This window comes from Pseudodesulfovibrio portus, assembly GCF_026000375.1.
In the GTDB taxonomy this organism is placed as follows: Bacteria; Desulfobacterota; Desulfovibrionia; order Desulfovibrionales; family Desulfovibrionaceae; genus Pseudodesulfovibrio; species Pseudodesulfovibrio portus.
Genome location: NZ_AP026708.1, coordinates 1206567 through 1232410, shown reverse-complemented (window position 1 = coordinate 1232410; position 25844 = coordinate 1206567). Strand labels below are relative to the sequence as shown.

Genomic DNA, 25844 nt, shown 5'->3' with positions numbered 1-25844 from the left:
GGCGTGAGCCTAGTCGTCCTTGTTGTTGCCGCCCATCAGGAACTGCCAGTAGAGGGTGACCCCCACGAGAATTCCGCCCATGATCAGGTACACGGTGCCTTTGGTGAACGTGTAGTAGTCTTGGAGTGTGAAGAATTCCATATCGGGCCTCCTAGTGCTCGCCCTTGTAGTCGGGATGTTCGTAGAAGATGGGCATACGGGTGGAGACGAACCGGAAGACCAGCACGCCGATGGTGACCACGAACAGGGAGATGGTGATCTCGCCCCAGCTCGGGAAGTACCGCTGCGCAGACGGCAGCTGGTAGTTGAAGGCCACCAGGGAGATGTTGAACCGGTTGACCACGATGCCGAGAACGGTCAAGGCCGCAGCCCATTTGATGACCGGGATGCTCCTGTCCCTGACGCCGATGGCGTACAGGAAGGAGGGCAGGGCCACGAAGCCGAGCATCTCGACCAGGAACCACGCGCCGTAGCCGGTGGTCAGGTAGTGCCAGTTGTTGTCGTATGCCAGGCCGATGACCTTGATGGAAAAGTACCCGAACAGCACGAGGGAAGCGGCCTTCCCGAAACCGAGAATCAGGCCATCGTGGTTGTCCAGGTACTCTTCATCCATCAAGTGGTGCATGGGCTTGTGGGAGAGCGTGCCCTCGAAGATGACCATGGAAAGCCCCGCGCAGATGCTCGACACGAAGAAGAAGACCGGCAGGTACTGTGAGTACCAGAGCGGATGCAGCTTCGAGGGGGCGATGGTGAACAGCGCGCCCAGGGAGGACTGGTGCAGGGTGGACAGGACCACACCCATGATGGTGAGGGCCAGGGTCAGCTTGACCACGACGTTGCGGATCTTCTTCATGCCGAGCCATTCGAACATGGCCGGGGTGAATTCGATGAACAGCACGGTCAGGTACAGGAACACGCAGAGACCGACTTCGAACAGCAGGGACGTGGTGCCCTGCTGCACGAAGATGGGGTATGGCAGACGCCACGGCCGACCCACATCGTAATGCAGGGCGAAGACCACCAGGGCGTAGCCCAGGAAGGCGGTCAGGATGGCCGGGCGGACGGCCGAATGGTATTTTTTGAGACCGAACACGTAGCAGGCGGCGGAGGTGGTGTAGCCGCCGGCCGCCAGGGCCACGCCGCAGAGCAGATCGAAGCCGATCCAGATGCCCCACGGGTTGTTCTGGTCGAGGTTGGTGACGGCGCCCAGGCCGCCGGTGAACCGCATCACCGTGACGACAAGTCCGGCGATGAGGATGATTCCAGCGATGATATTGAACGGCGTGAACAGGGATTTCTTTTCAGCCGCAACGGTTTCAGCAGACATCTAGGCCTCCTCCTCGCTCTTTTCGGCGTCCTCGTCCTTGGCGGAGAGGGCCTCTTCAACGGCCTTCTTGACTTCGACTTCGATGCGGCGCTGGCTGGCGGTCTCGGCCTTGGACAGCTCCTCGTGGAGCTTCTTTTCGGCCTGATCCGCAGCCTTGGACAAAGCGTCCTTGACGGCCATGACGCGCTCGTCGTTGGCGATCTTGTCCTTGCGCTTGCTCACGGCGTAGATGCCGCCCAGCAGCACCGGCCACAGGCCGACGACGATGGGCACGGACGCCAGGGCTCCGGCGGTCAGCTCGGGAGCGGACGCGGTGCCCAGGTCCTCGCGCAGGCCGATCTCGGAGAACGGCTGGCCGGAGATGTACATCCAACTGGTGCCGCCCATCTCGTGCTCGCCGTAGACGTGGTCCACGTACTTGCCGGGGAAGGCGTTGATGCGGGCGCGGGCGATCTTGATCAGCTCGTCGCGCGGTCCGAAGGTCAGGGCCTCCTTGGGACACCGCTCCACACAGCCGGGCAGCTTGCCTTCGGCCAGGCGGGGAGCGCACATGGTGCACTTCATGACCCGCGGGGTCAGGGGCTCGCCGTATTCGTAGGCCGGGATGGAGAAGGGACAGGCGACCATGCAGTAGCGGCAGCCGACACAGACGGACGCGTCGTAGCTGACGGCGCCGTTGGGTTCCTTCTTGAACGCCTTGACAAAGCAGGCGGATGCGCAGGCAGGTTCCAGGCAGTGGTTGCACTGGGACTTGCGGAACACCGGGCCGGTCTCGGTCTGGTACTTGTTGACGATGGTATAGGTCTTTTCGTCGGTCCGGCGCTCGGTGTCGAGGACGCTCAGATCGTCGAATTTCTTGTCGGGTGCGGGCAGTTCGTTGACTTCGTTGCAGGCGGCTTCGCACTGGCGGCAGCCGATGCAGCGGGTGGCGTCAAAGAGTACGCCCTGCGTGTCGGGGTGAGGGCCGAACTTCTTGCCTCCGGCCTTGGCCGACATGGGAAGCGCGACGCTCGCGCCTGCGGCGCCCAACAATCCGAGGAATGTTCTGCGTAACATCGTAATCTCCTCCGGTTAGTTGGCTTTCTTCTCGTGGCACGCGGCGCAGTCGGTGGCGGCGGGCTTTTCGAGCTTCATTTCGGTGTGACAGGTCATGCACTGGCCGTGGTAGGCGGCTTTCAGGCCGGGACGGCCTTCGGCCTCAAAGGGCTTGGCATGGCAGCTCGCGCACTTGGGCGGCGTCACGGTGGCCGGGCTGTTGTGGTGGCAACCGGCGCACACGGCCTCGGGAGCGGCGTGGAAGGAGGCGGCCAGCGGGCTGTCCTTGATGCCGTCCATGATCTTCAGCACGATCTTGCGGTGGGGCATCTTGCTCGGCTGGTACTTGTCGGCGATGGACCCGATGGTCACGAACTCGGGAATGGCGGCGACTTCCACCATGGCGTGGCTCTCGGGACGTGCGGCGACGGCCTCGGCGGCCACGGCGGTCCGCATCTCCTTGGGAGCGGCGGCCAGCAGTTCGAGGGAGGGTTCCCCGTCAGTGCCCACGTTGTGGCAGGCGACGCAGGAGGCGCTGGTGCCGGACATGGCCTCGGCGACCGGGCGCTGGGCATGGCAGCCTGCGCACTCGGGCTTCTTCTGCTCGACCGCGTGGCAGCCGACGCAGGAAGCGTCCGAGGTCAGGTCGTGCATGGCCTTGAAGCTCTTGTCCATGGGAGCGTTGACGCCCTGGGTGTGGCAGACGCGGCAGTTGTCCACGCCGGCTTCATGCAGCTTGTGGTCAAATGCGACCGCAGCCATGCCGGTGACCTTCTCGGGAGCCGGACCTTCAACCTTGGCGGTCATGAGGACCGCGTCGGGCTGCTTGCGCGGCAACCTGGGCAGTTCGCCCATGGCCTTGAGGGTCTTGGCCTCCTCAACCTTGCGGGCGGCCACTTCCTCTTTGCCGTGGCAACCGGCGCACTGCACCGGACCGGAACGTTCGGCCTTCTTCTCGATCAGGCCCTGATGGCAGGAAACACATTTGGCGTGGTAGGCCTCGTTCTCGGGCTTGGACGCGAATTCGGCGTTGAAGCGCCAGGCGTCTTCCTCGCCCTGCTTGGTGTGGCAGGCTCCGCAGTTGGTGTCCTTGCCCGCGTCCGCCGGGATGATCTTGGAATCCCAGTGGGAGAAGTGGAGCGCGTTGTCCATGCCCGCTTCAACGCGGTCGCCGGTCACTTCGGGCGCAGCCTGGTGACAGCCGCGACACTCGCCCACCATGGGGCCGGTCTTGAATCCCTTTTCGCCGGACTCGACGTGGCAGGAAATACAGCCGTCGTGGTAAATGTCCTTGAGTGCGTCGGCGGACAGCTCGTCCCCCTGCCTGTTGAATGCCAGGACCATGTCGCCCTTGGCGTCCTTCTTGTGGCAGGATTCGCAGCTCATGCCCTGGTCCTTCAGGGCTTTGGTGTGTGCGTCGTGCTTGAACACGGCTGCAGACTGTTCGAGTTTCTCGATCTTGGCGATGGTGTCAATCATGATCACGTCGGGCCGCCCTTTGGTGTCGGCGGCTTTTTCCAGCATGCCCATGGCTTCCATTCTGAAGCCCAGCACGCCGGCGATCGCGAGCACGATGACAGTCATTCGCAGCAACTGTTTACCGTTTGCCATGTGTCGATCCCTTTCCTCAAAAGCGTTGATGGCAATGAACCCGCCTTTCGGCTGATTCGTGGAGCCCGTTTCCGGGTCCTCTACCGGCCCCCCACGCGCGGAAAATTTCCGCGCAAAAATCTGGTTTCAAATTCCTCCCAGTTGGGCAGGTTAAAAAACCTACCTGACAGCGAGGTTTTTAATCCATACCGGCCCGGTATGTTAATTGTGAAGGGGTCGTCAAGGAAAAAAATAAAACAAGATCAATTCCTATTTTGTATATAATTAGCTGGAATAATGGTGGAACCAGATAAGGAGGTTTTTTGAAAATGGTTTTCACTTGACCTCTTGGAGGCAGGCGCGACAAGGGTTTGTGAAAAAAGTTGCGAATGAATAAAAATATACCCGAAAGGTATGCAATTAAGGGTTAAGACAAAAAAAACAGAAAAAAGTTTGGGGTGCCGGCGGAAGAGGAGGTCACTATTTGCCGGGCCGTTTTTCCCAAGACAAAATTCTGCGGATCGGAAGGGGTGGCATGGGATTACAGGCCGCTCGGTGGTGGCAGGAGGATTCGGTTGTTTATACAAACAGCTGATTTTATTGATTATAGAAAAAATCTAGAAAAAGTGTTTGCGTAACAACCTGAATTGTAGGTAAAAATATAGAACCATCCGAAATATCAGGACGATCCGGCTGGGCAGGCCGTCATTTTCATCTGTCCGGTTTCGGCTGGCGAAATATTCTCGAACCATGGCCCGACCTGCCGTTTCCCCTTGGGCGAGGAAGCCGGAGCAGGCAGCGGGGCCGTCATTATGAGGTGTATGAAAGCTATGAGTAATCCCTATATTTGCCACAGGTGCGGCGAGAACCTGCTCGCCAGGGGCGTGGCGTGCGCCGGCTGCAACAAGCTGCTTTGTCCTGTGTGCGATTGCGCTTACACCGTCGACTACTACTGCTACTGCACCGACTGCCGCCAGATGGTCGCCAACCGTTTCGCCGTGACGCCCACCGGTCGGTACACCCGCGACAACCCGTCGGGTTGCGACAAATAGCCCGGGGTCGGGCTTTCGATCCTAATCCTTGAGCAGCGGCAGCCGGAAGTAGAAGCTGGAGCCGACTCCGTCCGGGCCGGGCTCCACGCCGATCATGCCCTGATAATGCTCGATGATCTCCTTGCAGATGGCCAGCCCGAGGCCGGTTCCCTTGGGCGCTTTGGAGATGCCTTTGGAAGGTGATTCGGCCTGATAGTATTTCTGGAAAACCAATCCCCGTTCCCTTTCCGTCATTCCGGTCCCCGTATCCGTTATCCGAAACTCCAGGACGTCTTTTCGCGCCAGTCGGGTCGAGATGACGATCTCGCCCTGTTCAGTGAATTTGATGGCGTTGTCCAGCAGGTTGGTGACGACCTGCATGATGCGGTCCGGGTCCGCAAGAATGCGGAGCGAAGGATCCTCGGATTGTGCCTTCAGCGTGACTTTCGGCTTGGCATCCAGCTTGATGCGGGACACGGCCAGTGCGTCGTCCACGATGGACCGGACCGAAAGCGGCTTGTCTCTCCAGTCCGCCTGGCCCGCCTCGATCTTGCTGACGTCGAGCATGTCGTCGAGGAGGCGCGTCAGCCGGTCGCCCTCCAGTTTGATGATGTCCAGGTTCTCCAGGGCCACCCCGATCTTTTCTTCCAGGGCCGGGTCGTTGACGGTCGGGGCGACATGTTTGTCCAGGATTTTCCGGACCAGGGCGGAAAATCCGAGAATCGACGCGAGCGGGGTCCGCAGCTCGTGAGAGGCGGCGGACACGAAGGCCGATTTCTGATTGCTGATGGCGATGAGCTGGTCGTTGATCACCCGCAGGTCCCTGGTCCTTTCCTCGACCCGGATTTCCAGGTCTTCCTTGGCCAGGCGAACCGCCTCTTCCGCCTTTTTGCGGTCCGTGACATTGGTCAGGATCGTGACCGTGGCGATCCTGCCTTTCCACCGGGTGATCCCTGCGCTGATCATGACCCATACGGTCTCGCCGTTCTTGCCGATGAGCCGGTAATCATACTGCGCCGGCACCTCCTCCCCGGCCTGTCGGGCGTTGTAGCGCTCGTAGAGCATGGCCCGGTCGTCGGGATGGACGAATTGGTGGAAGGGCTTGTTTTGCAACTCCGCGAAAGTATAGCCGAAGGTGGTGATCATGGCCGGGTTGCAGTAGACCAGGTATTCGTCCTGGAAGATGCCGATGGCTTCCGCAGCCGTGTTGGCTATGGCCGAGAGACTTTCCTCGACCTGTTTGAGCTCGGTAATGTCGGAAATGACGCTCAGGAATGCGTCCTCTCCCTTCCAGTTGATGTACTGGGAGGATATCAGGGCCGAACGGATTTCACCGTTTGTATTGAGCAGCCGGTATTCCGAAATGTTTTTCCCGTCCTTGTGGGCGATAATGTCGTCCCGCCGGGAGTACACCCTGTCATGATCCTCTTTGACGATGAAATCCATGGCCCTTGCGCCGATCAGTTCGCCGGGGCTGACGCCGAACATCTTTTCCAGGCTCGGGTTGGCAAAAACGATGCATCCATCCTTGATGATAACGAGACCTTCAATCGTGGTGTCGATGATTGTCTGGAAATTGCGTTCGCTTTCGCTCAGTTTTTTTTCTGAAATAAAAAATTTGTACAGGATCGGGCCCAGTTTCCACAGGCCGATGAAGACGAAGCAGATGCCCAGGTAAAAGCCGAAAATTTCAGCGATGATCTTGTTGGTGTCAGGGTCGCCGAATACGGTGTAGCTTTGCAGAAACGGTGCGTGAGCCCCCAACTGCAACATGCTGCCTAGGGCGACGATGCCGAACCCGAGGGTGACGAATCCCCATCCCGTACCCCTTCGTACATTAGGGTTTTTCCCGACGAGCAGGAGCGCTGCCAGAGTCAGCATAAGAAGGCAGGTGCGTATGGCGGTCAACGTGAAGATCATGGCCCTATCCGTGAAGTGTGGTTGTTGTGTGGACGCGAGGATAACCCAAGGCGGCCCTTGAGGCCATCCTTCATCGGATTATTCTGATTATAATGCGCACGCCGTAAAATTGCCTGGAGAGGACGAGTGGACCGTCTCACAATACAAACCACCCGCTAAGCCGGGTGCTTCACCTTGAAACAGCACCTCCTGTCCGGTCGCTTCAGTTCCTGGCCGTTCAGACGTCGTCAACCGGAATTCGTTTTTTTTCCCAAAAGGGTGTGTTACGCAAAGGCAGGGCGTAACCCATTCGGGACCGCCGATCAGATTTGGTGTTCCCTTCATGGGATTGAGGGCTTGGCTGTATGGCCTATTACAAAGATTCCGATCAGTTCGGCGGGAAAGAGCGCGCACCCGGCGGTTGGGCTCATTCCCATGATTTCAGCCGCGTGGTTGCCGAGTTGACCCCGGGGATGATCGTTCGCGCCGAACGGATTCTCAAGTCGCGGGATGCGGCCCAGGACGCAGTGCAGGAGTCGTTGCTCGTTGCCTTTGCCCGATTGGAGCAGTTGCGGGACATAAAGAGCTTTCCGGTCTGGTTCAGGACCATCGTGGATTCCCAATGCTACCGGACTTTGCGGAAGCGGGGGCGGGAAACGTCGCTGGATTCCCTCGAGTGTGTCGAGCCGTTGGCTCCCAGGTCCGCCGACCCGGCGAAGCAGTATGAATGGTCGTGCGTGAGGGCCGCCGCCCGGAACGCCTTCCAACAACTTTCCCTGCCGCTGCAGGACGCCACGGTCCTGTATTACGAATCCGGGTACTCGGTTTCGGAGATAGCGGACATCCTCTCCCTGAGGAAGGGGACCGTGCGGAAGCGGCTGCATGACGCCCAGTCCCAGCTCTCGGAGCTGCTCGGCCCGGAGCTCGGTTCGCCCGCCATACGCGTCGGCTATCTTTCGATTTCCGACCACCTCCTCGGCATGGTCGCCCATCGGATGCACCAAGGGCGCAACTCCGGTATCCGGATGAAGCGGTTCCTGTCGTGGAAGGCCTTGGCCGAAGCCTTGTCGTCGAAGACCATCGATGCCGCGTTCATCATGGCGCCGCTCGCCATGCAGCTGTGCCTTTCCGGTACACCGCTCAAGTACATTCTGGACGGCCATCACGACGGCAGCGCCCTGGCCACATCGACCAGGGAACTGCGGGGCAAGCGCGTGGGCGTTCCCGGTCCCTATTCGACGCACAGGGTCCTGCTCGGCAAGCTGGCCACTGATTTTCCCAATCTCTGGGACAACATCGCCATGGCGGACACCCACCCCTCATACGCCATCCGGTCGCTGAAGACACAGCTTATCGACGCCTTTTTCTGCGCCGAGCCATGGACGTCCAAGTGCGTGCTCGAAGGTGGCGGGGACCTGCTGATCAATTCGAAAGACGTCATTCCCGGCCACCCCTGTTGCGTGGTCGCCGTGCGGGAGGATTTCTGCCGGGTGCACGGCGATCTGGTGTCCGTCTTCGTGCGGGCCCTGCTCAAGGCCCGTGACAAATTGTACACCGATGTCACGTATTGCGCCGAAACGCAGGAGCTGTACACGGGCGTCCCCGCCGAACTCGCGAAGCAGGTCCTTGAAAAGCGGCTGGTGACGTTTGAGGATCTGCGGCCTGACCGGGGACGTATGGAATCGTTCATGAACCTGGCCATTGCCAGCGGCGTGCTTCCCGGTCCGTGCGATCTGGACGCCTTTGTCTGCACCGACTATCCGTAAACGCCGAAGAATGGGGATGTCGGACGCCCCGGTGTTTATCTGCACCACTCGAACACGTTGGTGTTGTTGTGTTTTTTCTTTTTCTTCGTCTTTTTTATTCTTTTCCGGGTAACTTTTTCGGTCCCTCATGGCTCCTGTCATCAAGGGCGGTGATCGCCGCCCTGTGCGCAGTGCACGGCGCACAGCTGAAAACGGTTCAATTTGTTGCCTGGAGAATCTATGCCTCTCAATGCTGAAGAACACATCCTCGGAGTTGCCGACGTCTGCTCCAAGAAATGGGACATGCTCGCGGAACGGCCGCTGGCGTTCCTGCTGTCGGCCTTTGCCGGGGGAGCCTTTGTCTGTTTCGGGGCCATGCTGGCGCTGGCGGTCTCGGCCGGTGTGCCGCAGAACCTCGCGCCGGGGTTGGCCAACCTGCTCATGGGGCTGGTCTTCATGTTCTCGCTGGTCCTGATCATGTTCAGCGGCATGACCCTGGTGACGGCGGACATGGCCTACGGGCTGGTCGGCGTATTCCAGAGCCGCATTTCGTGGGCCAGTTTTGTTTGGGGGGTGTTTGTCGGGTATGTGGGCAATTTCGCCGGGTCCATGGCCTTCATGTGGATCATGAGCAAGGGGGGCGGGTACCACGCCCTGCCGTGGCTCATGCGCGCCCATGACATCGGCGTGGCCAAGACGGGTGAGACGGCCATGGAGATTTTCGTCATGGGCATCATCTGTACCTGGACCCTGCAATCCGCAGCCATCCTGTTCATGAAAACCAACGACGACCTGAGCAAGATCGTTCTGGCCGCCTACGGCCCCCTGGCCTTTGTGGCGGGCATGAACGAGCACTGCATCGCCAACATAGGCTTTCTGGCCGTCCCGCTCTTCCAGCAGGACCTGTGGCTCACGGCGGTCTCCGGCATGGAGAGCGTGAAGCCGGTCCTCATGCACTGGGGGTTCGGTCGATACGGATGGGCGCACAACCAGCTCTTCACCGTCATGGGCAACGGCGTGGGCGGGACCCTGTTCGTGGCCGTTGTTTTCCAGTTGGTGGCGGACCCGCTCAAGTTGCAGCAACTGTACCGCAACCGGGCATCCGACCTCGGGTCGGATACGACGTCATAAGGAGGCGCGGTGGACTACGACTACAGCCCGTTCAACCCGTACATCTGGGGGGCCTTTGTCGCCGCATGGGTCGTTATCCGGCTCATCGGCAACGCATATCGAAAGAAGTATCGTTTCGGTCAAGCGGAGCGGCGTGGTGAATAAATCAATGCACGGACACCGAGTAAGCAAGGAGTTTGATATGTCTGGAGATGGGTGGATCCCAACCGTTTGTTATCAATGCAAGGCTGAATGCGCCATTCTCGCCCGCGTGGAAGGCGGGGTCGTCAAGGAAGTGAAGGGCAACCCCCGCGCACGCGGCAAGGCCTGCGTCAAGGGGATGGCCGGCATCACCTCCCTGTACTCCAACGAGCGGCTCAAATATCCCATGAAGCGCGTCGGCGAACGCGGCAGCGGCGAGTTCGAGCGCATCACCTGGGACGAGGCCATGGACATCATGGAGACGAAGCTGACCGAGCTGCGTGATCGCGGCGAGGCGCACAAGTTCACCTATTCGATGTTCCCGCACTCCGTGACCGACCCCAAGTGGCGGTTCGTCAATGCCTGCGGGGGATTCATCTCCACGGGACTGCCGCATTGCGATTCGGCCAAGATCATGGCCCACATGCATACTTTCGGCTGCTTCCCGAACCACCACATCGCGCCCATGTACTATGCGGTTCCCAAGGGCGGCCTGATGATCCTGTCCGGCCGTCATCCCTTCGGCTGCCTGGACGACGCCTGCGTGCCGTCCCACATCCTGGACGCCAAGGAACGCGGCGCCAAACTCATCGTCATCGACCCCATCTTCCGGGCCGAGGCGGCCAAGGCGGACTGGTGGATTCCCATCAAGCCGGGCGGCGACGCGGCGCTCTTCCTCGGCGTTTCCAACTATCTGCTCGCCAACGATCTCTACGACAAGGAATTCTGCGACAAGTGGGTTCAGGAAGGCGACATGGACGGCCTCAAGGCGCATCTCAAGGATATGACGCCCGAGGCCATGAGCAAAATCTGCGGCGTACCCGCCGGCGACATCATCAAGCTGGCCAGGATGGCGGCAGAGGCCCCCAGCGCCTGTATCGACGCCTTCAAGTCCATCATGTACGGCAACGGCATGGACTGGGGCCACGCGTGGTCCATCTTCCTGGTCATCACCGGCAACCTGGACAACCCCGGCGGCCAGCCCCTGCCGGAAATCGCGCCCATGGCCCCGGTGGAGCCGGTCCCTCCGGCACCGGACGTCACGGAACTCGGCTATCACCGCACCGGTCCGGACCGCTCGCAGTTCGATAGCTACAAGTTCTTCCTGCAGCCCACGTGGTACGCGGCCCAGGCCATCAAGGACGACACCCTCAAGGTGTTCTTCGCCTCCGAGTGCAATCCCGCCCTGTCCGAGATGGGGTCCGGCGAATGGCGCAAGGCCGTGACCATGAAGGACGAGAACGGCGACTACAAGCTGGAACTGCTGGTGGTCACCGAGATCATGCCGTCCGAGACCATGAAGTGGGCGGACCTGGTCCTGCCCGACCAGACCAACTTCGAGCGCTGGGAAATGCTGTACATGCCGTGGTGGTACAACTACGGCCACTGCGCCGCCCTGTGCCAGCCCGTGGTGGAGCCCATCGGCGAATCCCGCCACGCCAACCGCGTGTTCATCGACCTCGGCAAACGGATGTTCCCCGAATACTTCGCCTTCAAGGACGACGTCGACTACTACGACATCGAGCTTGCCGGTGTGGGCATGTCCGTGAAGAAGCTGCAGGAGAACGGCGGTCTCTGGAGCCCCGGGACCGTGGGATTCCGCAAGTACGAGGACGCGGGCAAATTCAATACCCCTTCCGGCAAGATCGAGCTGAAGTGGAACATGTACAAGGATATCGGCCGGGAATGGCCCAGCCCGGAACTGCCCCTGGAATACCGCCGGGGCGAGGACGAGTTCCCCTTTGTCCTGGTCAACTTCCGCACCATCTACCTGAACAACACCGGCGCCTGGTCGCAGAACAACGCCCAGCTGCGCGACCCCGTGTCGGGCCTGGACGCCAACCCCTGCCTGCTCAACCCCATCGACGCCGAAAGGCTCGGCGTGAAGAGCGGCGACGTGGTGACCATGGAATCCAACTCGGGTCAGGTCAAGCTCCCGGTCGAACTGACGGAAAAGATCATCCCCGGCTGCGCGGGCATCATTCACGGCTTTGGCCAGACAATGGGCAAGGTGGCGTGTCGCGGTTCGTGGGTGAGCGACAACGAGCTCATCTCCGACGCCGGTACGACCTTGGACGAGCAGGATCTCCGGGGCGGTGAAGCCCACGTTACCACCCGGGTCAGGATCTACAAATAAGAAGGAGTACAAGATGAAACAGCTCAGCATAATGGTTGATCTTGATCGCTGTATCGGGTGCAAGACCTGCATCGTGGCCTGCCGGAACCACCACGGGTTGATCGACCACGAATACGATATGCCCGGAGAAATCCCCTACTATCTCCGCGTGGAGTCCAAAAGCGAAGGGAAGTTCCCGGAGATCAAGGAAGACTCGTGGGTGGTCATGTGCCAGCACTGCAAGAAGACCCCGTGCGCCAAGGGGTGCGAAGAAGGGGCCATCACCAAGGACGTGCAGACCGGCATCGTGCTTTTTGACCGCGAAAAATGTACCGGTTGCGGCGAGTGTGTCGAGAAATGCCCGTACAAGGTCATTCAGTTCAACGAGAAAGAGAATTACGCCCACAAGTGCAATCTCTGCTACGACCGCGTCACCCACGGTCTGGACCCGGTGTGCGTGGAAACCTGCCTGACCAACGCCCTGACCTTTGGGGAAAAGGAAATCCTCCTCATGCAGGCGGATGCGGCGGGCAAGCAGGTGATCAAGAAATTGAGCGCCCAATCCATCGTCTATGTGAAAACGCCGTAGGGCGGGAACAGGAACAAGGAAGCCCCCCGGCGGATCGTCCGTCGGGGGGCTTGTTGTTTTTCGTGGCCGGAGTCGGAGGGTCAGGGGGCGTCCGCGCCTTCCGGAGGCTTATTCTCTTCCGCGGGCAGGCTGACGTAGAAGGTGCTGCCTTCGCCGAAGACGCTTTCGGCCCATATCCTGCCGCCATGATGCTGGACGATCTCCTTGGAGATGGGCAGGCCGAGTCCCGTTCCTGCGGGTTTTCCGGTGATATCGTTCTGTACCTGCTTGAACTTGTTGAAGATGTGGTCGATCTGATCTTCGGGTATGCCGATTCCTGTGTCGCTCACGGCAAACAGGACGCCCTCGCCCTCCCGGGCGACCCTGCACCGGACGGTCCCTTCCTGGGTGAACTTCGCGGCATTGGAGATCAGGTTTATCAACACCTGCATCAGCCGGTCGGGGTCGCCGGTCAGCATGGGCAGCCCTTCCTCCACCTCCGAGATCAAGGAGATGTCGTCTTCCGAGAAGAGCGGAGTGACCGCCTTCAGGGTTCGTTCGATCAGCTCCGCAGGGGCCAGACGGGTCATTTTCCAGTCGATGCGGCCGGATTGGAGTTTGGACAGGTCGAGCTGGTCGTTTATCAGCGAGACCATTCGTTCGCTCTCTGAAATGACGATGGCCAGGTTCTGCTCGATCCGGTCGGCCGCCTTGCGCAGGGTGGCGTTTTCCGACGTGATGGGCGCGAACCTGTCGCAAAACGACTTCTGGATGAGTTTGGAGAAGCCCTGGACCGATGTCATGGGGGTGCGCAATTCATGGGAGACGGTGTCCAGGAACTCGGACATGTGCTGGTTGGTCGACTCCGCCAGGTCCTTGGCGTCCATGAGGGCCTTCTCGGCCAGCCTGCGGGACGTGACGTCCATGATGTTGTCGATGATCTGAACAACTTCCCCGTTCTCGTCGAAGACGGGGTAGGTGTGTATCTCGACGAAGCGCGGCTCCCCGTCGGGCGAGGTGTGGTTGTGCATGGTCGTGCACGGCTCGCCCGTTTTGGTGACTTGATGCATGGGGCACAGGCCAACGTCCTCAACGCAGGGGGTGCCCCGGTTGTGGAGCAGTTCGAAGCAATGCATTCCCTCGGTGGACCGACCGCCGCTGGCGGCCTTGTTCGCGAGCTTGATGGTGTGGTCCTTGGCGTCGATGACCACGATCCCGTGATTGATCGAGTTGATGACCGTATTGAGAAAGTCGCTCTTGGTGCGGCTTTCCTTTTCCGCTTCCTTGAGTTTGTGCGTACGTTCCTCGACCTTCCGCTCAAGCGTCTCGTGGGCGAGCCGGAGCTTTTCCTCGGCCTTTTTCCGTTCCGTGATGTCGAGCATCACTCCCAGAAGGCCTGCCACTTCGCTTTTTTCGTCGTGAAAGACGCTCTTGGTGAAGAACATCTCGTGAATGGACCCGTCCGCGAATTTAACCTGCGTTTCGTACCGCTGGACGCCGCCCTTGCGGAGCAGGTCGTTGTCCGCCTTCTCGTATACTTCGGCCAGATGCTTGGGGGAGATGTCGTAGACCGATTTGCCGACGACCTCTTCTCTGGTCCGCCCGAGCATGTTCAGAAATGCCGTGTTGCATCCTTGGTATATCCCTTCGCGGTCTTTGTAGAAGATTGGACTCGGGATACTGTCGGCCAGGGTGGTCAAGATGTGGACCCGGTCTTTCAGACTGTCCTCGGCCTTCCGGCGTCTGATGAGATCGGCGACAAGGGCGACCAGGATGGCTCCCAGCAGGATGAGCAGGGTATATAGGGTGTTTTCGGCTATCATCGAATCCTCTTGTCGGCAGGGAAAAGCCCGTCAGGCACGGGCCTTGGCCCCTACGGCTTCATGGTCGGCAGGCGTCCTGAATCCTGCACGATCCCATCAGCCGGATACTATACGGTCCCACGGAAAAACGCTTTGATTTTTCTCTGCGCCTTCCGTGTCACTCCTTCCGCGTGCCGACGGGAATGTCCGGGAGCAAGAAAAAGGGCCTGCTTGAGCAGGCCCTCATTTACTTGTGGCGGAGGCGTACAGGAGTCGAACCTGCCCGTGACATCACTGCCACACATTGGTTTTGAAGACCATCGATGTTGTTTTCACTGGATTTCATTTTTTTTTCCTAATTTATACAAATAAAATGGGTTAATGCAGGACTCTGTTTTGGTTGCCTTTCACCCAATTTCACTCTATTTTGGCTTTGTGTGTGGGGGATAGCGTGGGGGACACGAGGAAGACCAAGAAGGAGACCAATGCATGCCCAAGCAACGACGATACAAGACGGATTATCCTGGCGTGTTCTATGTCATGGGCTCTCATGTTGTGACGGGTCAGCCTGAGAGGATCTATTACATTCGGTATCGCCGTGACGGGAAAATGGTCGAGGAGAAGGTTGGCCGCCAGAAACAAAACAAAATGACCGAGGCCAAGGCTTCACGGATACGTGCCAAGAAAATTGACGGCGAGGTGTTGCCAAATTCGGAACAGCGAGAGGCGGTCAGGGCATCCAGGGTTAATCGATGGACTTTGTCGAAGCTGTGGGACGAATACAGAGAGCAGAGGGTGGACTATAAGGGCGAGGTCGCTGATAAGAGCCGGTTCACCAAACATCTTGAGCCTGAGTTCGGCGATCTGTCTCCCGATGAAATTACGACAGCCGATGTAGATAGATTCCGTTTGCGTCTCTTGAGGTCGAAGTCTCCCCAGACAGTAAAACTGTGTCTGGCCCTTTTTAAACGGTTAGTTCTGTTTGGTGCTCGGAAGGGCCTTACCTCGATGCCAGCCCCAGCAAAGCTTCATATTGAAATGCCCCATGTGGACAATGAGAAGACCGAAGACCTGACCGACGAACAACTTAAGGCGCTTCTCAAGGCTATGGATGAAGATCATCACGTTGATGCTGTGGGCATGATGAAAATGGCCCTGTTCACTGGTATGAGGCGCGGGGAGTTGTTTAAGCTTAAATGGGCTGACATAGATTTCAACCGAGGATTTATTTTCCTCGAAGATCCGAAGGGCGGGGTGGGGAAGAAGATACCGCTCAATGCTGGCACCCGTGAACTCCTTGAAAAGCACGAGCGCAGGGGAAGCCCATTTGTGTTTCCCGGGCCAAGTGGGGGGCAGCGAAAGGACATCCGTGGGCCGATTAATCGAATTAAAAGGCGGGCGGGCTTGCCGGATGATTTTCGGCCACTTCATGGTCTTCGGCACGCCTACGCCTCAATGCTGGCGAGTTCCGGCAAGGTCGATCTGTTCACGCTCCAAAATCTCCTTACACACAGCACGCCAGGCATGACCAAGCGGTATGCCCACCTTCGGGATGAGGCATTAAAAAATGGTGCGGCTGTCGTTGACGACCTGCTTAAAGAGGCCGCCTCCAAGTAGTGTCATAAACTTGTCCCTCTTTTGTGTTTTATGCGATCTGGAATTGATGGTGGTTTTGCATCCCATTGATACCGAATGCCTTTTGTCCCTTCGGTTTGTTTCTTGCAAAAGTCTAGACTTTTGAATTTGAAGGCCAGTGGAGCCTGGTGAAAGTGGGTAAAAATCTTTGCTTTGGGTATACTATAGGGTATGTTTTTGACGGCTAAAGATAAGGCCGATTAGCTCTATCGGGAGATCGAATTATGGCACATTTTACCAATGGCGAAAAAAATAAATCAATTCTGGAAATGTCACGTAGCGACGGGCGTGTGACCGTTGAAATCTTGGCCGAAGGCCGAAGGCAGCGGTATGTCATGTGGATAACCGGGCCAGGTAATTTGCAGCATGACAAAATAAAGTAAGCATCGACACGAGCGGATAATATCCGGCAAGCCAATCCATTAAGTTGGACCAGCCAGCCGACCACCACCGAGGAATCGGGGTTGTCGGCTTTTTTTATGGAGAAAAGAGAATGATGAGCCTGATGAATGAGAAGAAAGCGGCGGAGTGTTTGGGCCTGAGCGTGGGCACGCTTCGGAATTGGCGGTGTAACTCCGAAGGCCCTTCCTATCTGAAGCTGGGGGGTGCGGTTCGGTATCGGCCTGAAGATTTGAAAGCATATGTGGAAGAAAATTTGGTCACACATCTGGGGGCGTGATGCAAGTTGGCGCAATCACCACCACAAAAAGTATTGGTCGTTACCACGACAAGCTCGAATATTCGATGCCCTTCTATGGATACAGTCGCACTGACACCCCCGGAATGGTTGAAGCTGTCCGGGAGGTATGGGGCCTCCTAGAGCGCGACCTGGGGAAGCGGAACAGAAAAGATTACCGCGAACATGTCGCCAAGCTTTTAGTGGCCCTTTTCGTGGCTTTCAGCACTAGGGGCAACCCGTTCTTGGCAATCCCCCTTGGGAAGCGACAATACGAGAAAGGCGGCAGGATGCGGGACCTATATTTGAATTACGCCCCAATGAAGTGGGCTGTCGAACAAATGCATAAAGCGGATCTTATCGAGGTCCACCGAGGCATCCACTTTGACAACCTCTCAAGAACAACGAGGGCCAGGGCGACACCCGATCTTGTACATGTGTTCTTGAAGCACAGATTCAATCTGAGAAGCTTCTGTATGGTTGACCGTGACCCCATAGAGCTTCGAGGCGAGAAGGACGGAAAGAGCAAAGGTGAGTCCATAAACATCACACGTGGGCCATTGGCCCAACAGGCCAACAAAATGCGGGAGCGTGTAAACCGGATCAATGCTTTCATCCTCAAGCACGACCTACGCCTTGTCATCGATGAAGAGAAATTCATTGAGCACTATGTCCGGGTTGCAGCGGGAAAGAAAAAAACGTGCACACCACCCAACCCCCTCGCCGTCAAACTCCACCGGGTTTTCAATGTGACGTTTGAGTTCGGGGGGCGGTTCTACGGAACATGGATTCAAAATATTCCAAGTGAGCTTAGGGCCTATGTCACCATCAATGGCGTTCCCGTTCAGGAGGTCGATTACAAAGGGCTGCATCCCACCATGCTCTATATTGAAGAAGGCGCACCAATGGTTGGAGACCCGTACTTGATACCAGGATATGGGCAGCCATACAGAGACCTCATCAAAGTTTTTTTCCTCATCATGTTCAATGCCGAGTCCGACACCAAGGCCGTCGAGGGAATCCGTGGAGAGGTCCACGGCAACCCGGAACTCCTCAGGCGGTACCATGAGTGCATGACCGACGACTTCTTGTACCAAGCCCTGGACGACATATCCCGCCACCATGCGCCCATCGCCCATCATATTGCCTCCGGCGTGGGGAAACGACTTCAACGTTTGGACTCCGAAATGATGGAAATGGTGATGCTCGACCTCATGCGCAAGGGAATCTTAGCCATCCCCATCCACGATTCTCTCTTGGTCCAGAACATACATGAGCACGAGTTGGTTATGACTATGTCTGAGGCATCTGTAGCCATCACCGGCCAAGCCATCCCCACAGAAATCAAATATCCAGGAAACAGCCCTTTCGCTTTCGTAACCCATCGTACTTACAGCCAATAACACCTAACTAACCCCAGTAATAGTAGAATGTTCTTGGAGTTGTCTTATGTTTGATTACTTGGCTTCGCTAGGGTTTCGACCCTCTCTCCGGGGCGGTGGCCGCCCGCGCCGACTGACAGAATGTCATATCCCCGACATTCAAGACCGTCTCAACCGTGGGCAGCGCCAAAAGGACATAGCTCGCGATTACGGATGCAGTCCGAGAACGGTTAGCCGGTTCATTCATCGGCACCAACTTCGGCGAGACAACACGCACATGAACGGCACCCGCGAGAATGAGCGATTACTTGCGCGACTTGCCCGACAGTATGCAGGACGACACTACTACATTCTCAAGAATCAAAAATTCAATGACGCTGACCGACAGGAACTTGAATCACGGTTCATGGGCAAGGTCGCGGACACGCTACGAGCGTTTGTCCCCGGTTGCCTGCGGAAGGGACAGAAGCATGAGGCTAGCATCAAGACATATTTTTTCAGGGTGTGTGAAAATACGGCACAGGACTACCGCCAGGAGCTAGCGGACGCCCTCAATGAGCGTGAGTTCGATTCGGGCTATGACATCATCGAGAAGGCCGTGCCCAGATATACGGCTTATTGCTTCGACTGTAAGACCTCATGGAAATGGAGCGATCACCCCAAGATTCTACGGCGTGGGGTTTGTCCCTGGTGTGGGAGTAAGAAAGGGAAAAGGTTGGGGAAAGCAGGAAGCTAGCGCAACCAGCTTGGTATAAAAAAAAGATACCATTGCCTCACGGGCGTTTTTCTGTCCTCAAATCATCAGCCATTAGGTAGACATCGTCTCGACGGCTTCAAATCCAAATAAGGATGTGAGAGGGATGTTTGGTGAATTTCAGTTGTCGTGCTGGAGTTTGTTTCCAATAAAATCAGACTGGCTATTATCAACAATTTGTTTATATAAACAAACATTCATTTATACTAACTTTGAATGGTTTTTGCATAACGACTAACGCACAATAAAATTCGGAGGAGGTACGAATGAAAAAACTATTTCTCGCGGTCCTCATGGTGACCGTACTGAGCGTCACCCCACAGGCCTTTGCCTACACAATCACTCTGGATGGGAATGGTTGGGCGAATGCCACTTCGTGGAACACTACACAGGCCAACACCTCGGTCAGCTACGATTGGGCTGACTATGTGGCCGACGGAAAATCTATCCCCGATCAGGCGATTGCCGGTGACTCCATGGAGCTGTCCGGCAAATTTACCATCAGCTCGTCTTACGGCAACACGGGACAAATCGACACGTCGTGGGGACTTTCCTGGCTCACGTCTGTATACGCGACGGGGGGCTTGCTTCCAGGTGTAGAATCCCACGTACAACTTCTCGTAAAAGACTCAAGCGATACCCAGGTGTTTAATAAGTGGTTCCAGACAGAAGACGGTGACGAAAGCTTTGCCGTAACAAGCGCCAATCTCAACATGGCTCCTGTAATGTTGTCGCTCAACCTCGACGAAGAGTACTCTTGGAGTCTTGAAGTCGGCGTTTCAGGCTTTGTTGAAATCCCGAATTCGAGTTTGGACATATCTGGTAGCGGAGAAGCCTTGGCAAACTTTTCGATTTTAACCGAAGACGTCGCCACTCCCATCCCCGGTGCTGTATGGCTGCTGGGTTCTGGCTTGGTCGGACTCATCGGCCTTCGCAAAAAATTATCCTAAACGGCTTTAGCGGTCTTTCCATAGAGGCGTACTCCAAACGGGGTGCGCCTTTTAGTTGTGGGTCTTTGGTTACTATTTGGTTCATGCTTACTGAGTGAGCAGGGGGTGCTTACTGAGTGAGCACCTAGAGTGTCCCCCCTCCGACCTAACTCAGGCACAAAAAAGCGGGAGCCGAAGCCCCCGCTTTGAATTATTTTGCCCTGTTCGCTTGGAAAATTACGCCACCTCCTTGAGCTTCGGCAGGGGTTGCTCTTCGTGCTTGCCCATGAATGTTGCGAGGTCCTGAAGCCGCCTTGCGATCACTTCCAGGACATACCCCATTGAACCATCGGCCTGTTCGACCGTGATTTGCTTGCCAATCCCGTCAAGGGCAAGAGAGGCCATGCCAATTTCACCGGCAGGAGTCTTGTACCCGATTGACAGGCGTTCCCACTCGCTGCTTGCCTTTTCCGTCACACAAGTTACTTTCGCTTCAGCCATTTGAACCTCCAAACAGGTTTTGATGGTTAGGCCCAAGGGTGTGGTCGTGACACCCCCTTGGGCCGATTCTATGAGTACAGCTACTCTTGCTGTTCCCTCCAAATAATTTGTTGGAGATTGCCCGCTGTGAAAGGCTTACCCGCCATTGTGGTATGACCTCCGGCGTTTAGGGCCTCGGCAATCTGTTTGTATGTCCTCCGTTCTCCGAGTCTCGGTTTACGGTACAGTCGCTTGATCTCTTTCCAGGTGTCGGGCTTGGCCTCTTTCAGGCTCTTGCGCCCCTCGCACTTGCCGGTCTTTTGCTTCACCCGCTCACGGGCCGCCCTCAGTTTCTTCACCAGCATCGACTTTTCAAGTTCTGAGAATATGCCCTGCATCTGGATAAGGGCCTTTCGCATGGGATCGGCTTGCATGGCCTCGGTTACGTCCTCGCCGGTCCTGGCAGAGATAAGTGTGATCCCCTTGGAGGCGAGATAGATAACCAGACTTTCCTGGATACGGTACTCACGGGCTAGGCGGTCCATGCCCTCTATGACGATTGTGCGGACGCCGTTTTTCAAGATTGCGGATACCATTTCCTGGAAGGCGGGCCGGTCTGTCTCACTGGTTGTGCCCCTCACTCCTTCCTCTCGGTAGTATCGCACAATTTCAATCCCGGCTGTTTTGGCGTGGCGCTCGATCTCTTCTTGCTGGCGGGTAAATCCGTCACCGTCGATCTGACCGGCTCCGCTCACTCGTAAATATCCGTATGCCTTCATGGAATCCTCGTTTAGCTATATTTTTATATCCAGCTTCAACGCCACCATGCAAGGGTTTGCAGGAAAATGTCAACACTATTTCTTTAGAAAACGTATTATCAACCGAGTTTGAACTCCCGGAATGTTCCCAGAAAAAAAAGAAGGGGCAACGCTTGACGTTACACCTTTGGGGTGATAGTTAGAAATCGTGATCAAGTCATTCAACAACAAAACGACTGAAGCCCTCTTCAATAGGGAGGTGCCGAAAGGCTTCCCGGAGGACTTAGCGAAAAGGGCTTACCGCAAATTATTAATTATTGACGCGGCGTTTAAATTGAACGACTTGAGGGTGCCGCCGGGGAATCGCCTTGAGGCTCTTTCTGGCAATCGACGGGGGCAGCACAGCATAAGGATAAACGATCAATTCAGGATATGCTTTAAGTGGAAGAACAACCACGCATATCAAGTCGAGATAACCGACTACCACTAGGGGGATACAATGGCAAACCTTGCACCAATTCATCCGGGAGAAATCCTTTTGGAAGAGTTCATGGCTCCGCTCGGATTGAGCCGGAACAAGCTTTCACAGGCTCTTTGCATACCGGCACAACGTGTTGGGCAAATCGTTATGGGCCACAGGGGGATAACCGTTGACACGGCGATACGCCTCGCTCATTTTTTTGGCACAACCCCTGAGTTCTGGCTGAACCTTCAACAGCGGTATGATCTTGAATCCGCCAAAGAAGGAGCCTTGATAGAACGGGTTGAACGTGAAGTCAGGACGTGTGAAGAACTCCAACTCTGCGCATAATAGTTGCCCATCATCAACAAGCGGACACCTCGGCATGTCGCCAGGGCGTCCGCTTTTATTTGTGGCACTTGAATCGGTCGGTTGGATACAGGTTCAAATCCCGTATCGTTCAAAAAGAAAAAGGACCCCCGACGCAATGTCGAAGGTCTGCTCTCATGCAATCAATTTTTATCACTCACAGGCCAAGCAAATCAGCTCGCCCATACATCGGGTCGCCTAAAGCCCGATCTTTCGTGTGTTGGGCCTATAATGCCTCGTGAAGGGGGTGTTTCTAGTCATCCTGGGGCTGCTTGCTCTTGGGAATGGTCGCCCCCTTTCGGTTCGGATTATTCCCCATGCGGAACGGATGCAGAAAACAGTCCGTCACTTCGCACTCGGCAACACGCTTTCGCTCATCCCCGCAACAGTCCAGACACCTGCGCCTGATTGCTCCGAGAACGCTTTTGACTCTGCCGCCATTTCTGCCGGAACGGATGGCGTGAACATCACAATTCACGGACGGGCATTTCCGAACATAGGTCATATCGCCATTGGTGCATTCAAGGCAATGCGCCCGGACAGCTTGTAGCGGGGTTATCTTTTTCATTATTTCCATCCTTGGAATTATCACCGACTTCCTGCCGGTGGTTGAGGTTGCTCTCCTTGCGGCAAGACACACGGCCTGATATGTTCAAACCGTATGCCCTGCCTTCCAAGGAGGTAGACCGTGAAACGCTTGATGCTGATTTTGGTTTTGGTGTGTTTGGTGGGCTGCGCCACCAAGGAGCCGACGATGAAGGGACAGGCCGAGGCCTCAAGGGCCAGAGCTTACAGTTCAAGCCACTCTAAGCCGACTTCATCCAACGAGATTATTGGGGAAATCCTGCTCTTCACAGGAGAGGCAGCCCTCAACTATTTCTTGTGGGATAGCGGCAACACCGACTTGGACGGCTCGCCACCGCCGGATTGGTTTAAGAGGGATTAGGCCGAACCGGTATTCAACCACCACCAATTGTCATGATCCTTATTGGCGTAGTCATCCGGGGCTTCGGGGTGGGCGGTAATGCCCAAGCTGTTTAAGGCCGCTGCGGTATCAATGGCGGATAAGGTTTGCCCAATCTGTCCAACGGGAACGCCGGTCAACGCGGAGGCTATCGCCGTAGGTGCGCTGGACAGGAACCCACCACCGGGAAACCCGCCAACATATGACTTTGCCGTTTCGCTGAAGTAATCAGGCTGAGAAGTCGTACCTACCTTATTCATCCCGGCACGAACCACCCGCCCGAGACTCTTTGCTGCCGGGAGGTTGCCTGTGTAGCCATAGGTCGCTTTCGCCATTGCTTGGGCCACCTGTGGAGAGGTCATGGAACCCAAAAAGCCAACCGGATTCATAGGCCCCCAGCCCTGAAGGTTCCCGTACTTGTTCAGGTGTCCACTTGCTTGAAGTTCAGCCCGGTCTTCATGTGAGGTCTGTACGTCGTCACCCCTTGTGTCGAACATACTGCCCCACATGCCGCCCGTATTGTGCGTCTGGCGCATTGCCGATGGGCCGCCAAGGTAAGACTCAAGTTCGGGCAAATCGCCCTTGTATGCAGCCTTGGTTCCCATGATACGGCTGAATGGGTCTTTCGTTGCCAGGGTTGCCCTATCGCGGGCCTCGGCTGTTCGTTTCCGTGCCGCTCTGTCTCTGATGTTCCGTTGCCGGTTAGAGTAATGGGCCTGATAGAACGGGCTCGCCACGCTCGAGAGCAATCCGCCTCGCCAATTAATGGCCCCGGTATCGCCAATGCCTGTGCCGAGTTGATATCCTCTAGCGGTGGTTTGCATTCCGCCCATGCGAGAGGGCGAACCAATTTGGATCACGTTTCCGGCACGATCAACGGTGTAAGCTCGATTGCCGCTCGTACTCCACGAACCGCCGAGAATATCATTAATCTGACTAACAATATCGCCGCCACGAGATGAACCAAACCCGGAGGGCGTTGACCTGTTGCTCCCGGCCATACTACCGCCACCGACACCGCCTATTCCTGTACTGCCAAATGGCATGGCTACCTCCTAGTGGACCACGGGCGTGGTTTTGCCTTGGTCGGTTGCCTTTTTGTCTGGGGTATCCCGGATGTCGAGATAGGCCATCGGTGCCGCCGTGCTTGTGGTTGAGGCAAGCAAGCGGATCTCGGTTATCCGCTCATGTACCCATCTCTTGCGCTCCTGATCCTCCGGGTACCTGGTCAATAGCTGCTCAAGGCTGTCGGCTATAACCAGGTGCTCCCCGATCAAAGGCGGTTCATCGGGGTCCTTACGGTCTAGGTTGACCGTCACACAGTAGATGCTCGGCATAGTGTTACTCCTATGCGCTGCCGCTGCCTTCCGTGGCTGCGGGTTACAGGGTTTCACTAGTGAAATATGGTCAGGGGGTAGCGGGGGGAGGTAGGGGGGGATCCGGGGCGGCAAGGAAAGTTATATGCACACCCCTTTTCACCCGCATTGAATTTCAAAAAGGCTACTTTATCCCAAGCTCTTCGTTGGCTCTCTGATTGGCTGAGTCGAAGATGTGATAGACGTTCGCCGTGCTGTGCCCCGAGAGAAGGCGTTCCTTGTCGAAGTCCACGCCCTGGCATACCGAGAGGGAGTGATAAAGGCTTTTTAGCTCGTGGGAGGTCATACCTTCAACGCCACGCTTGCGGAGTTCCGCCAAGATGTCGAAGCGGAGGCTCGCCGCACTGGACTGCAGGGCCGTGAGGAAGGTGCTGTGATTCTCCTGAAAGTATTCGGCTGCCGCGAGTTCATCTTTGTGCTTGTCGAGAAAACGTCCAACGGTGGACTTGTGAACGCCCTGAACCTTGGCAATCTCGGCATTGTTTAGGCCCTTGCTGGCAAGCTCAATGGTTTTGCCGGGGTCTAGCTTGGTCTTGCTCATTATTTTCTCCTTATGGGGGGGGTGTCTATGGCGGGGCGGCGGGTGTCTCAAAAGTGTCCCCGCCTTCATGATAAATCTACACCTATGATTCACAGCTCAAGCCGCCATAAAGGACTGGCCGGGGGTGTCTCCCGCTTTGCTGTAGGACGGGACGCGATTTTGAGACGGTAGGTTCCCCGCTGAAAATACGGGGGGTAGAATAAAAGGCGGTTTAGATTTTCACCTCAACGGTGGGCGCGGCCTGGGTGGTTTGGTCCTCGGCTGGTTGTTCGACTTGTTCGCCATCACGGGCTGGGGAGTCGGGTACGTTGATAATGATGGTCGTGCCACCTTCCCCTGCCTCCTCGCTCTTAGCGATCTTATCAATCAGGATGCCCATGTTAACGGTGCCAGTCCTGGCAAGGTCCTTGAGGAATGAGGCCCCTTGTTTGTCCAGTTCTTCAGGGGGAAGTCTCTCCAGGGCATTGTAGATCAACTCCATTTGCTTCGAGAGAAGCATTTCAAGCGCTTCCCGCTTCCTGCCGCCTCGCACACGCTCAAGCTGTTCTGTGGCAGTTTTAGCCTTCTGAAGCGCACGCCATAAAGTTGTCCGGTGTACCCCGGCTGCCTCGGCTGCTTCCTTCATGGGCATACCGCCTTTGACGGCGTGCATTGCGATGTCTGTCATTTTGTTTTTCCTCACTGTGTCATCTCCTGCTCGATGATGTGTTCCAATTCGCGGAACTTCTCCTCGATGTGTTCTGGGGTGCCAGTGAAGCCGTTGACGATTTGAGCGATACGTCCAGGGGAGACGCCGCAAAATCGACCAACCACATGGTAGGGAATCTGCCATTCACGAAAACGAGCATGCCAAGGTGACTTGACCGGCCTGTACCGCTCCAATGATTCACAGATCATGTGAGCCTCCAATTATGGGATATGGTTTAGAAGAATGGGAAAAATAAATGCCCTGAATTGGGCCGTTAAGCGTATGCTTAACTGTCTGCTGGGATATAGCTCTTTATACTCGGAATTATGGAACTCAACTAGGTAAAACACGTCCGAAATATGACCGATCTGTGAGAGGCCTGGAACAGCCCTCTCACTCTATTATACG

28 protein-coding genes are annotated in these 25844 nt (G+C 56.6%); 15 read left to right on the top strand and 13 right to left on the bottom strand.

Annotated features, from left to right (window positions below; all coding sequences use genetic code 11):
* Positions 1–9 precede the first annotated feature (9 nt).
* From hmcD to hmcA, 4 genes are read right to left on the bottom strand one after another with little or no spacing between them, the layout of a single operon-like run.
* Positions 10–141 carry a sulfate respiration complex protein HmcD gene (gene hmcD / locus OO730_RS05955; RefSeq protein ID WP_264983667.1) on the bottom strand — a complete coding sequence of 44 codons (132 nt, stop codon included), beginning with the start codon at positions 139–141 and terminating at the stop codon, positions 10–12.
* Positions 142–151: 10 nt separating this feature from the next.
* Positions 152–1327 (bottom strand): sulfate respiration complex protein HmcC, encoded by a 1176-nt coding sequence (gene hmcC, locus OO730_RS05950; protein ID WP_264983666.1) that lies wholly within the window; start codon positions 1325–1327, stop codon positions 152–154.
* Complete coding sequence (gene hmcB, locus OO730_RS05945; RefSeq protein ID WP_264983665.1) at positions 1328–2383, bottom strand: sulfate respiration complex iron-sulfur protein HmcB; 1056 nt, start codon at positions 2381–2383, stop codon at positions 1328–1330. It lies immediately after the preceding gene.
* Between the two features lie 15 nt (positions 2384–2398).
* Positions 2399–3973 carry a sulfate respiration complex hexadecaheme cytochrome HmcA gene (gene hmcA, locus OO730_RS05940; protein ID WP_264983664.1) on the bottom strand — a complete coding sequence of 525 codons (1575 nt, stop codon included), beginning with the start codon at positions 3971–3973 and terminating at the stop codon, positions 2399–2401.
* An 809-nt stretch (positions 3974–4782) separates the two neighbouring features.
* On the opposite strand from hmcA, the gene OO730_RS05935 reads away from it, so the two are divergent.
* Positions 4783–5004, top strand: coding sequence for a hypothetical protein (locus OO730_RS05935; RefSeq protein ID WP_264983663.1), 222 nt, complete (start codon positions 4783–4785; stop codon positions 5002–5004).
* Between the two features lie 21 nt (positions 5005–5025).
* Here OO730_RS05935 and OO730_RS05930 read toward each other — a convergent pair whose 3' ends face one another.
* Complete coding sequence (locus tag OO730_RS05930; protein ID WP_264983662.1) at positions 5026–6903, bottom strand: sensor histidine kinase; 1878 nt, start codon at positions 6901–6903, stop codon at positions 5026–5028.
* Between the two features lie 344 nt (positions 6904–7247).
* On the opposite strand from OO730_RS05930, the gene OO730_RS05925 reads away from it, so the two are divergent.
* The 5 genes from OO730_RS05925 to OO730_RS05905 all read left to right on the top strand — a co-directional run bounded on the left by OO730_RS05925 (position 7248) and on the right by OO730_RS05905 (position 12643).
* The gene (locus OO730_RS05925) at positions 7248–8648 is read left to right on the top strand and encodes a sigma-70 family RNA polymerase sigma factor (protein ID WP_264983661.1); all 1401 of its coding nucleotides are present in this window, start codon (positions 7248–7250) and stop codon (positions 8646–8648) included.
* Between the two features lie 219 nt (positions 8649–8867).
* A complete protein-coding gene (locus OO730_RS05920; protein WP_264983660.1) occupies positions 8868–9758 on the top strand; it encodes a formate/nitrite transporter family protein in 891 nt (296 codons plus the stop codon).
* 9 nt (positions 9759–9767) lie between these two features.
* Positions 9768–9902 carry a hypothetical protein gene (locus tag OO730_RS05915; RefSeq protein WP_264983659.1) on the top strand — a complete coding sequence of 45 codons (135 nt, stop codon included), beginning with the start codon at positions 9768–9770 and terminating at the stop codon, positions 9900–9902.
* 37 nt (positions 9903–9939) lie between these two features.
* On the top strand, positions 9940–12075 hold the full coding sequence (locus tag OO730_RS05910) for a molybdopterin-containing oxidoreductase family protein (protein ID WP_264983658.1): 2136 nt from the start codon (positions 9940–9942) through the stop codon (positions 12073–12075).
* A gap of 13 nt (positions 12076–12088) precedes the next feature.
* A complete protein-coding gene (locus tag OO730_RS05905) occupies positions 12089–12643 on the top strand; it encodes a 4Fe-4S dicluster domain-containing protein (protein ID WP_264983657.1) in 555 nt (184 codons plus the stop codon).
* A gap of 80 nt (positions 12644–12723) precedes the next feature.
* Here OO730_RS05905 and OO730_RS05900 read toward each other — a convergent pair whose 3' ends face one another.
* Positions 12724–14445 (bottom strand): PAS domain-containing sensor histidine kinase, encoded by a 1722-nt coding sequence (locus tag OO730_RS05900; RefSeq protein ID WP_264983656.1) that lies wholly within the window; start codon positions 14443–14445, stop codon positions 12724–12726.
* 468 nt (positions 14446–14913) lie between these two features.
* Here OO730_RS05900 and OO730_RS05895 point away from each other — a divergent pair, with 468 nt between their 5' ends.
* From OO730_RS05895 to OO730_RS05880, 5 genes are all read left to right on the top strand, one after another.
* Positions 14914–16041: a tyrosine-type recombinase/integrase gene (locus OO730_RS05895; protein WP_264983655.1), complete on the top strand. Its 1128-nt coding sequence runs from the start codon at positions 14914–14916 to the stop codon at positions 16039–16041.
* A gap of 511 nt (positions 16042–16552) precedes the next feature.
* Entirely contained in the window at positions 16553–16738 is a 186-nt protein-coding gene (locus tag OO730_RS05890; protein WP_323373369.1) for a helix-turn-helix domain-containing protein, read from the top strand.
* On the top strand, positions 16738–18138 hold the full coding sequence (locus OO730_RS05885; RefSeq protein WP_264983654.1) for a hypothetical protein: 1401 nt from the start codon (positions 16738–16740) through the stop codon (positions 18136–18138). Before OO730_RS05890 ends, OO730_RS05885 begins: the two co-directional genes overlap by 1 nt.
* A 46-nt stretch (positions 18139–18184) precedes the next feature.
* A complete protein-coding gene (locus OO730_RS16295; RefSeq protein ID WP_407681910.1) occupies positions 18185–18853 on the top strand; it encodes a helix-turn-helix domain-containing protein in 669 nt (222 codons plus the stop codon).
* 284 nt (positions 18854–19137) lie between these two features.
* On the top strand, positions 19138–19821 hold the full coding sequence (locus OO730_RS05880; RefSeq protein ID WP_264983653.1) for a hypothetical protein: 684 nt from the start codon (positions 19138–19140) through the stop codon (positions 19819–19821).
* A 216-nt stretch (positions 19822–20037) separates the two neighbouring features.
* Here the strand turns inward: OO730_RS05880 and OO730_RS05875 are convergent, their stop codons facing one another.
* Both OO730_RS05875 and OO730_RS05870 read right to left on the bottom strand, forming a co-directional pair.
* Positions 20038–20301 carry a hypothetical protein gene (locus OO730_RS05875; protein WP_264983652.1) on the bottom strand — a complete coding sequence of 88 codons (264 nt, stop codon included), beginning with the start codon at positions 20299–20301 and terminating at the stop codon, positions 20038–20040.
* Between the two features lie 80 nt (positions 20302–20381).
* On the bottom strand, positions 20382–21059 hold the full coding sequence (locus tag OO730_RS05870) for a recombinase family protein (protein WP_264983651.1): 678 nt from the start codon (positions 21057–21059) through the stop codon (positions 20382–20384).
* A 187-nt stretch (positions 21060–21246) separates the two neighbouring features.
* Here OO730_RS05870 and OO730_RS05865 point away from each other — a divergent pair, with 187 nt between their 5' ends.
* The 4 genes from OO730_RS05865 to OO730_RS05850 all read left to right on the top strand — a co-directional run bounded on the left by OO730_RS05865 (position 21247) and on the right by OO730_RS05850 (position 22813).
* Positions 21247–21528 carry a type II toxin-antitoxin system RelE/ParE family toxin gene (locus OO730_RS05865; RefSeq protein WP_264983650.1) on the top strand — a complete coding sequence of 94 codons (282 nt, stop codon included), beginning with the start codon at positions 21247–21249 and terminating at the stop codon, positions 21526–21528.
* A gap of 9 nt (positions 21529–21537) precedes the next feature.
* Positions 21538–21849 (top strand): HigA family addiction module antitoxin, encoded by a 312-nt coding sequence (locus tag OO730_RS05860; protein ID WP_264983649.1) that lies wholly within the window; start codon positions 21538–21540, stop codon positions 21847–21849.
* Between the two features lie 265 nt (positions 21850–22114).
* The gene (locus tag OO730_RS05855; RefSeq protein WP_264983648.1) at positions 22115–22417 is read left to right on the top strand and encodes a hypothetical protein; all 303 of its coding nucleotides are present in this window, start codon (positions 22115–22117) and stop codon (positions 22415–22417) included.
* 138 nt (positions 22418–22555) lie between these two features.
* Positions 22556–22813, top strand: coding sequence for a hypothetical protein (locus OO730_RS05850; protein WP_264983647.1), 258 nt, complete (start codon positions 22556–22558; stop codon positions 22811–22813).
* Here the strand turns inward: OO730_RS05850 and OO730_RS05845 are convergent.
* From OO730_RS05845 to OO730_RS05825, 5 genes are all read right to left on the bottom strand, one after another.
* Positions 22810–23877, bottom strand: coding sequence for a hypothetical protein (locus tag OO730_RS05845; RefSeq protein ID WP_264983646.1), 1068 nt, complete (start codon positions 23875–23877; stop codon positions 22810–22812). The two genes, OO730_RS05850 and OO730_RS05845, sit on opposite strands and share 4 nt — an antisense overlap.
* A 9-nt stretch (positions 23878–23886) precedes the next feature.
* Positions 23887–24168, bottom strand: a complete 282-nt coding sequence (locus tag OO730_RS05840) for a hypothetical protein (protein WP_264983645.1) — start codon at positions 24166–24168, stop codon at positions 23887–23889.
* 163 nt (positions 24169–24331) lie between these two features.
* A complete protein-coding gene (locus OO730_RS05835) occupies positions 24332–24748 on the bottom strand; it encodes a hypothetical protein (protein WP_264983644.1) in 417 nt (138 codons plus the stop codon).
* A 211-nt stretch (positions 24749–24959) separates the two neighbouring features.
* On the bottom strand, positions 24960–25415 hold the full coding sequence (locus OO730_RS05830) for a COG3415 family protein (protein ID WP_264983643.1): 456 nt from the start codon (positions 25413–25415) through the stop codon (positions 24960–24962).
* 11 nt (positions 25416–25426) lie between these two features.
* Positions 25427–25645 carry a hypothetical protein gene (locus tag OO730_RS05825; protein WP_264983642.1) on the bottom strand — a complete coding sequence of 73 codons (219 nt, stop codon included), beginning with the start codon at positions 25643–25645 and terminating at the stop codon, positions 25427–25429.
* Positions 25646–25844 lie beyond the last annotated feature (199 nt).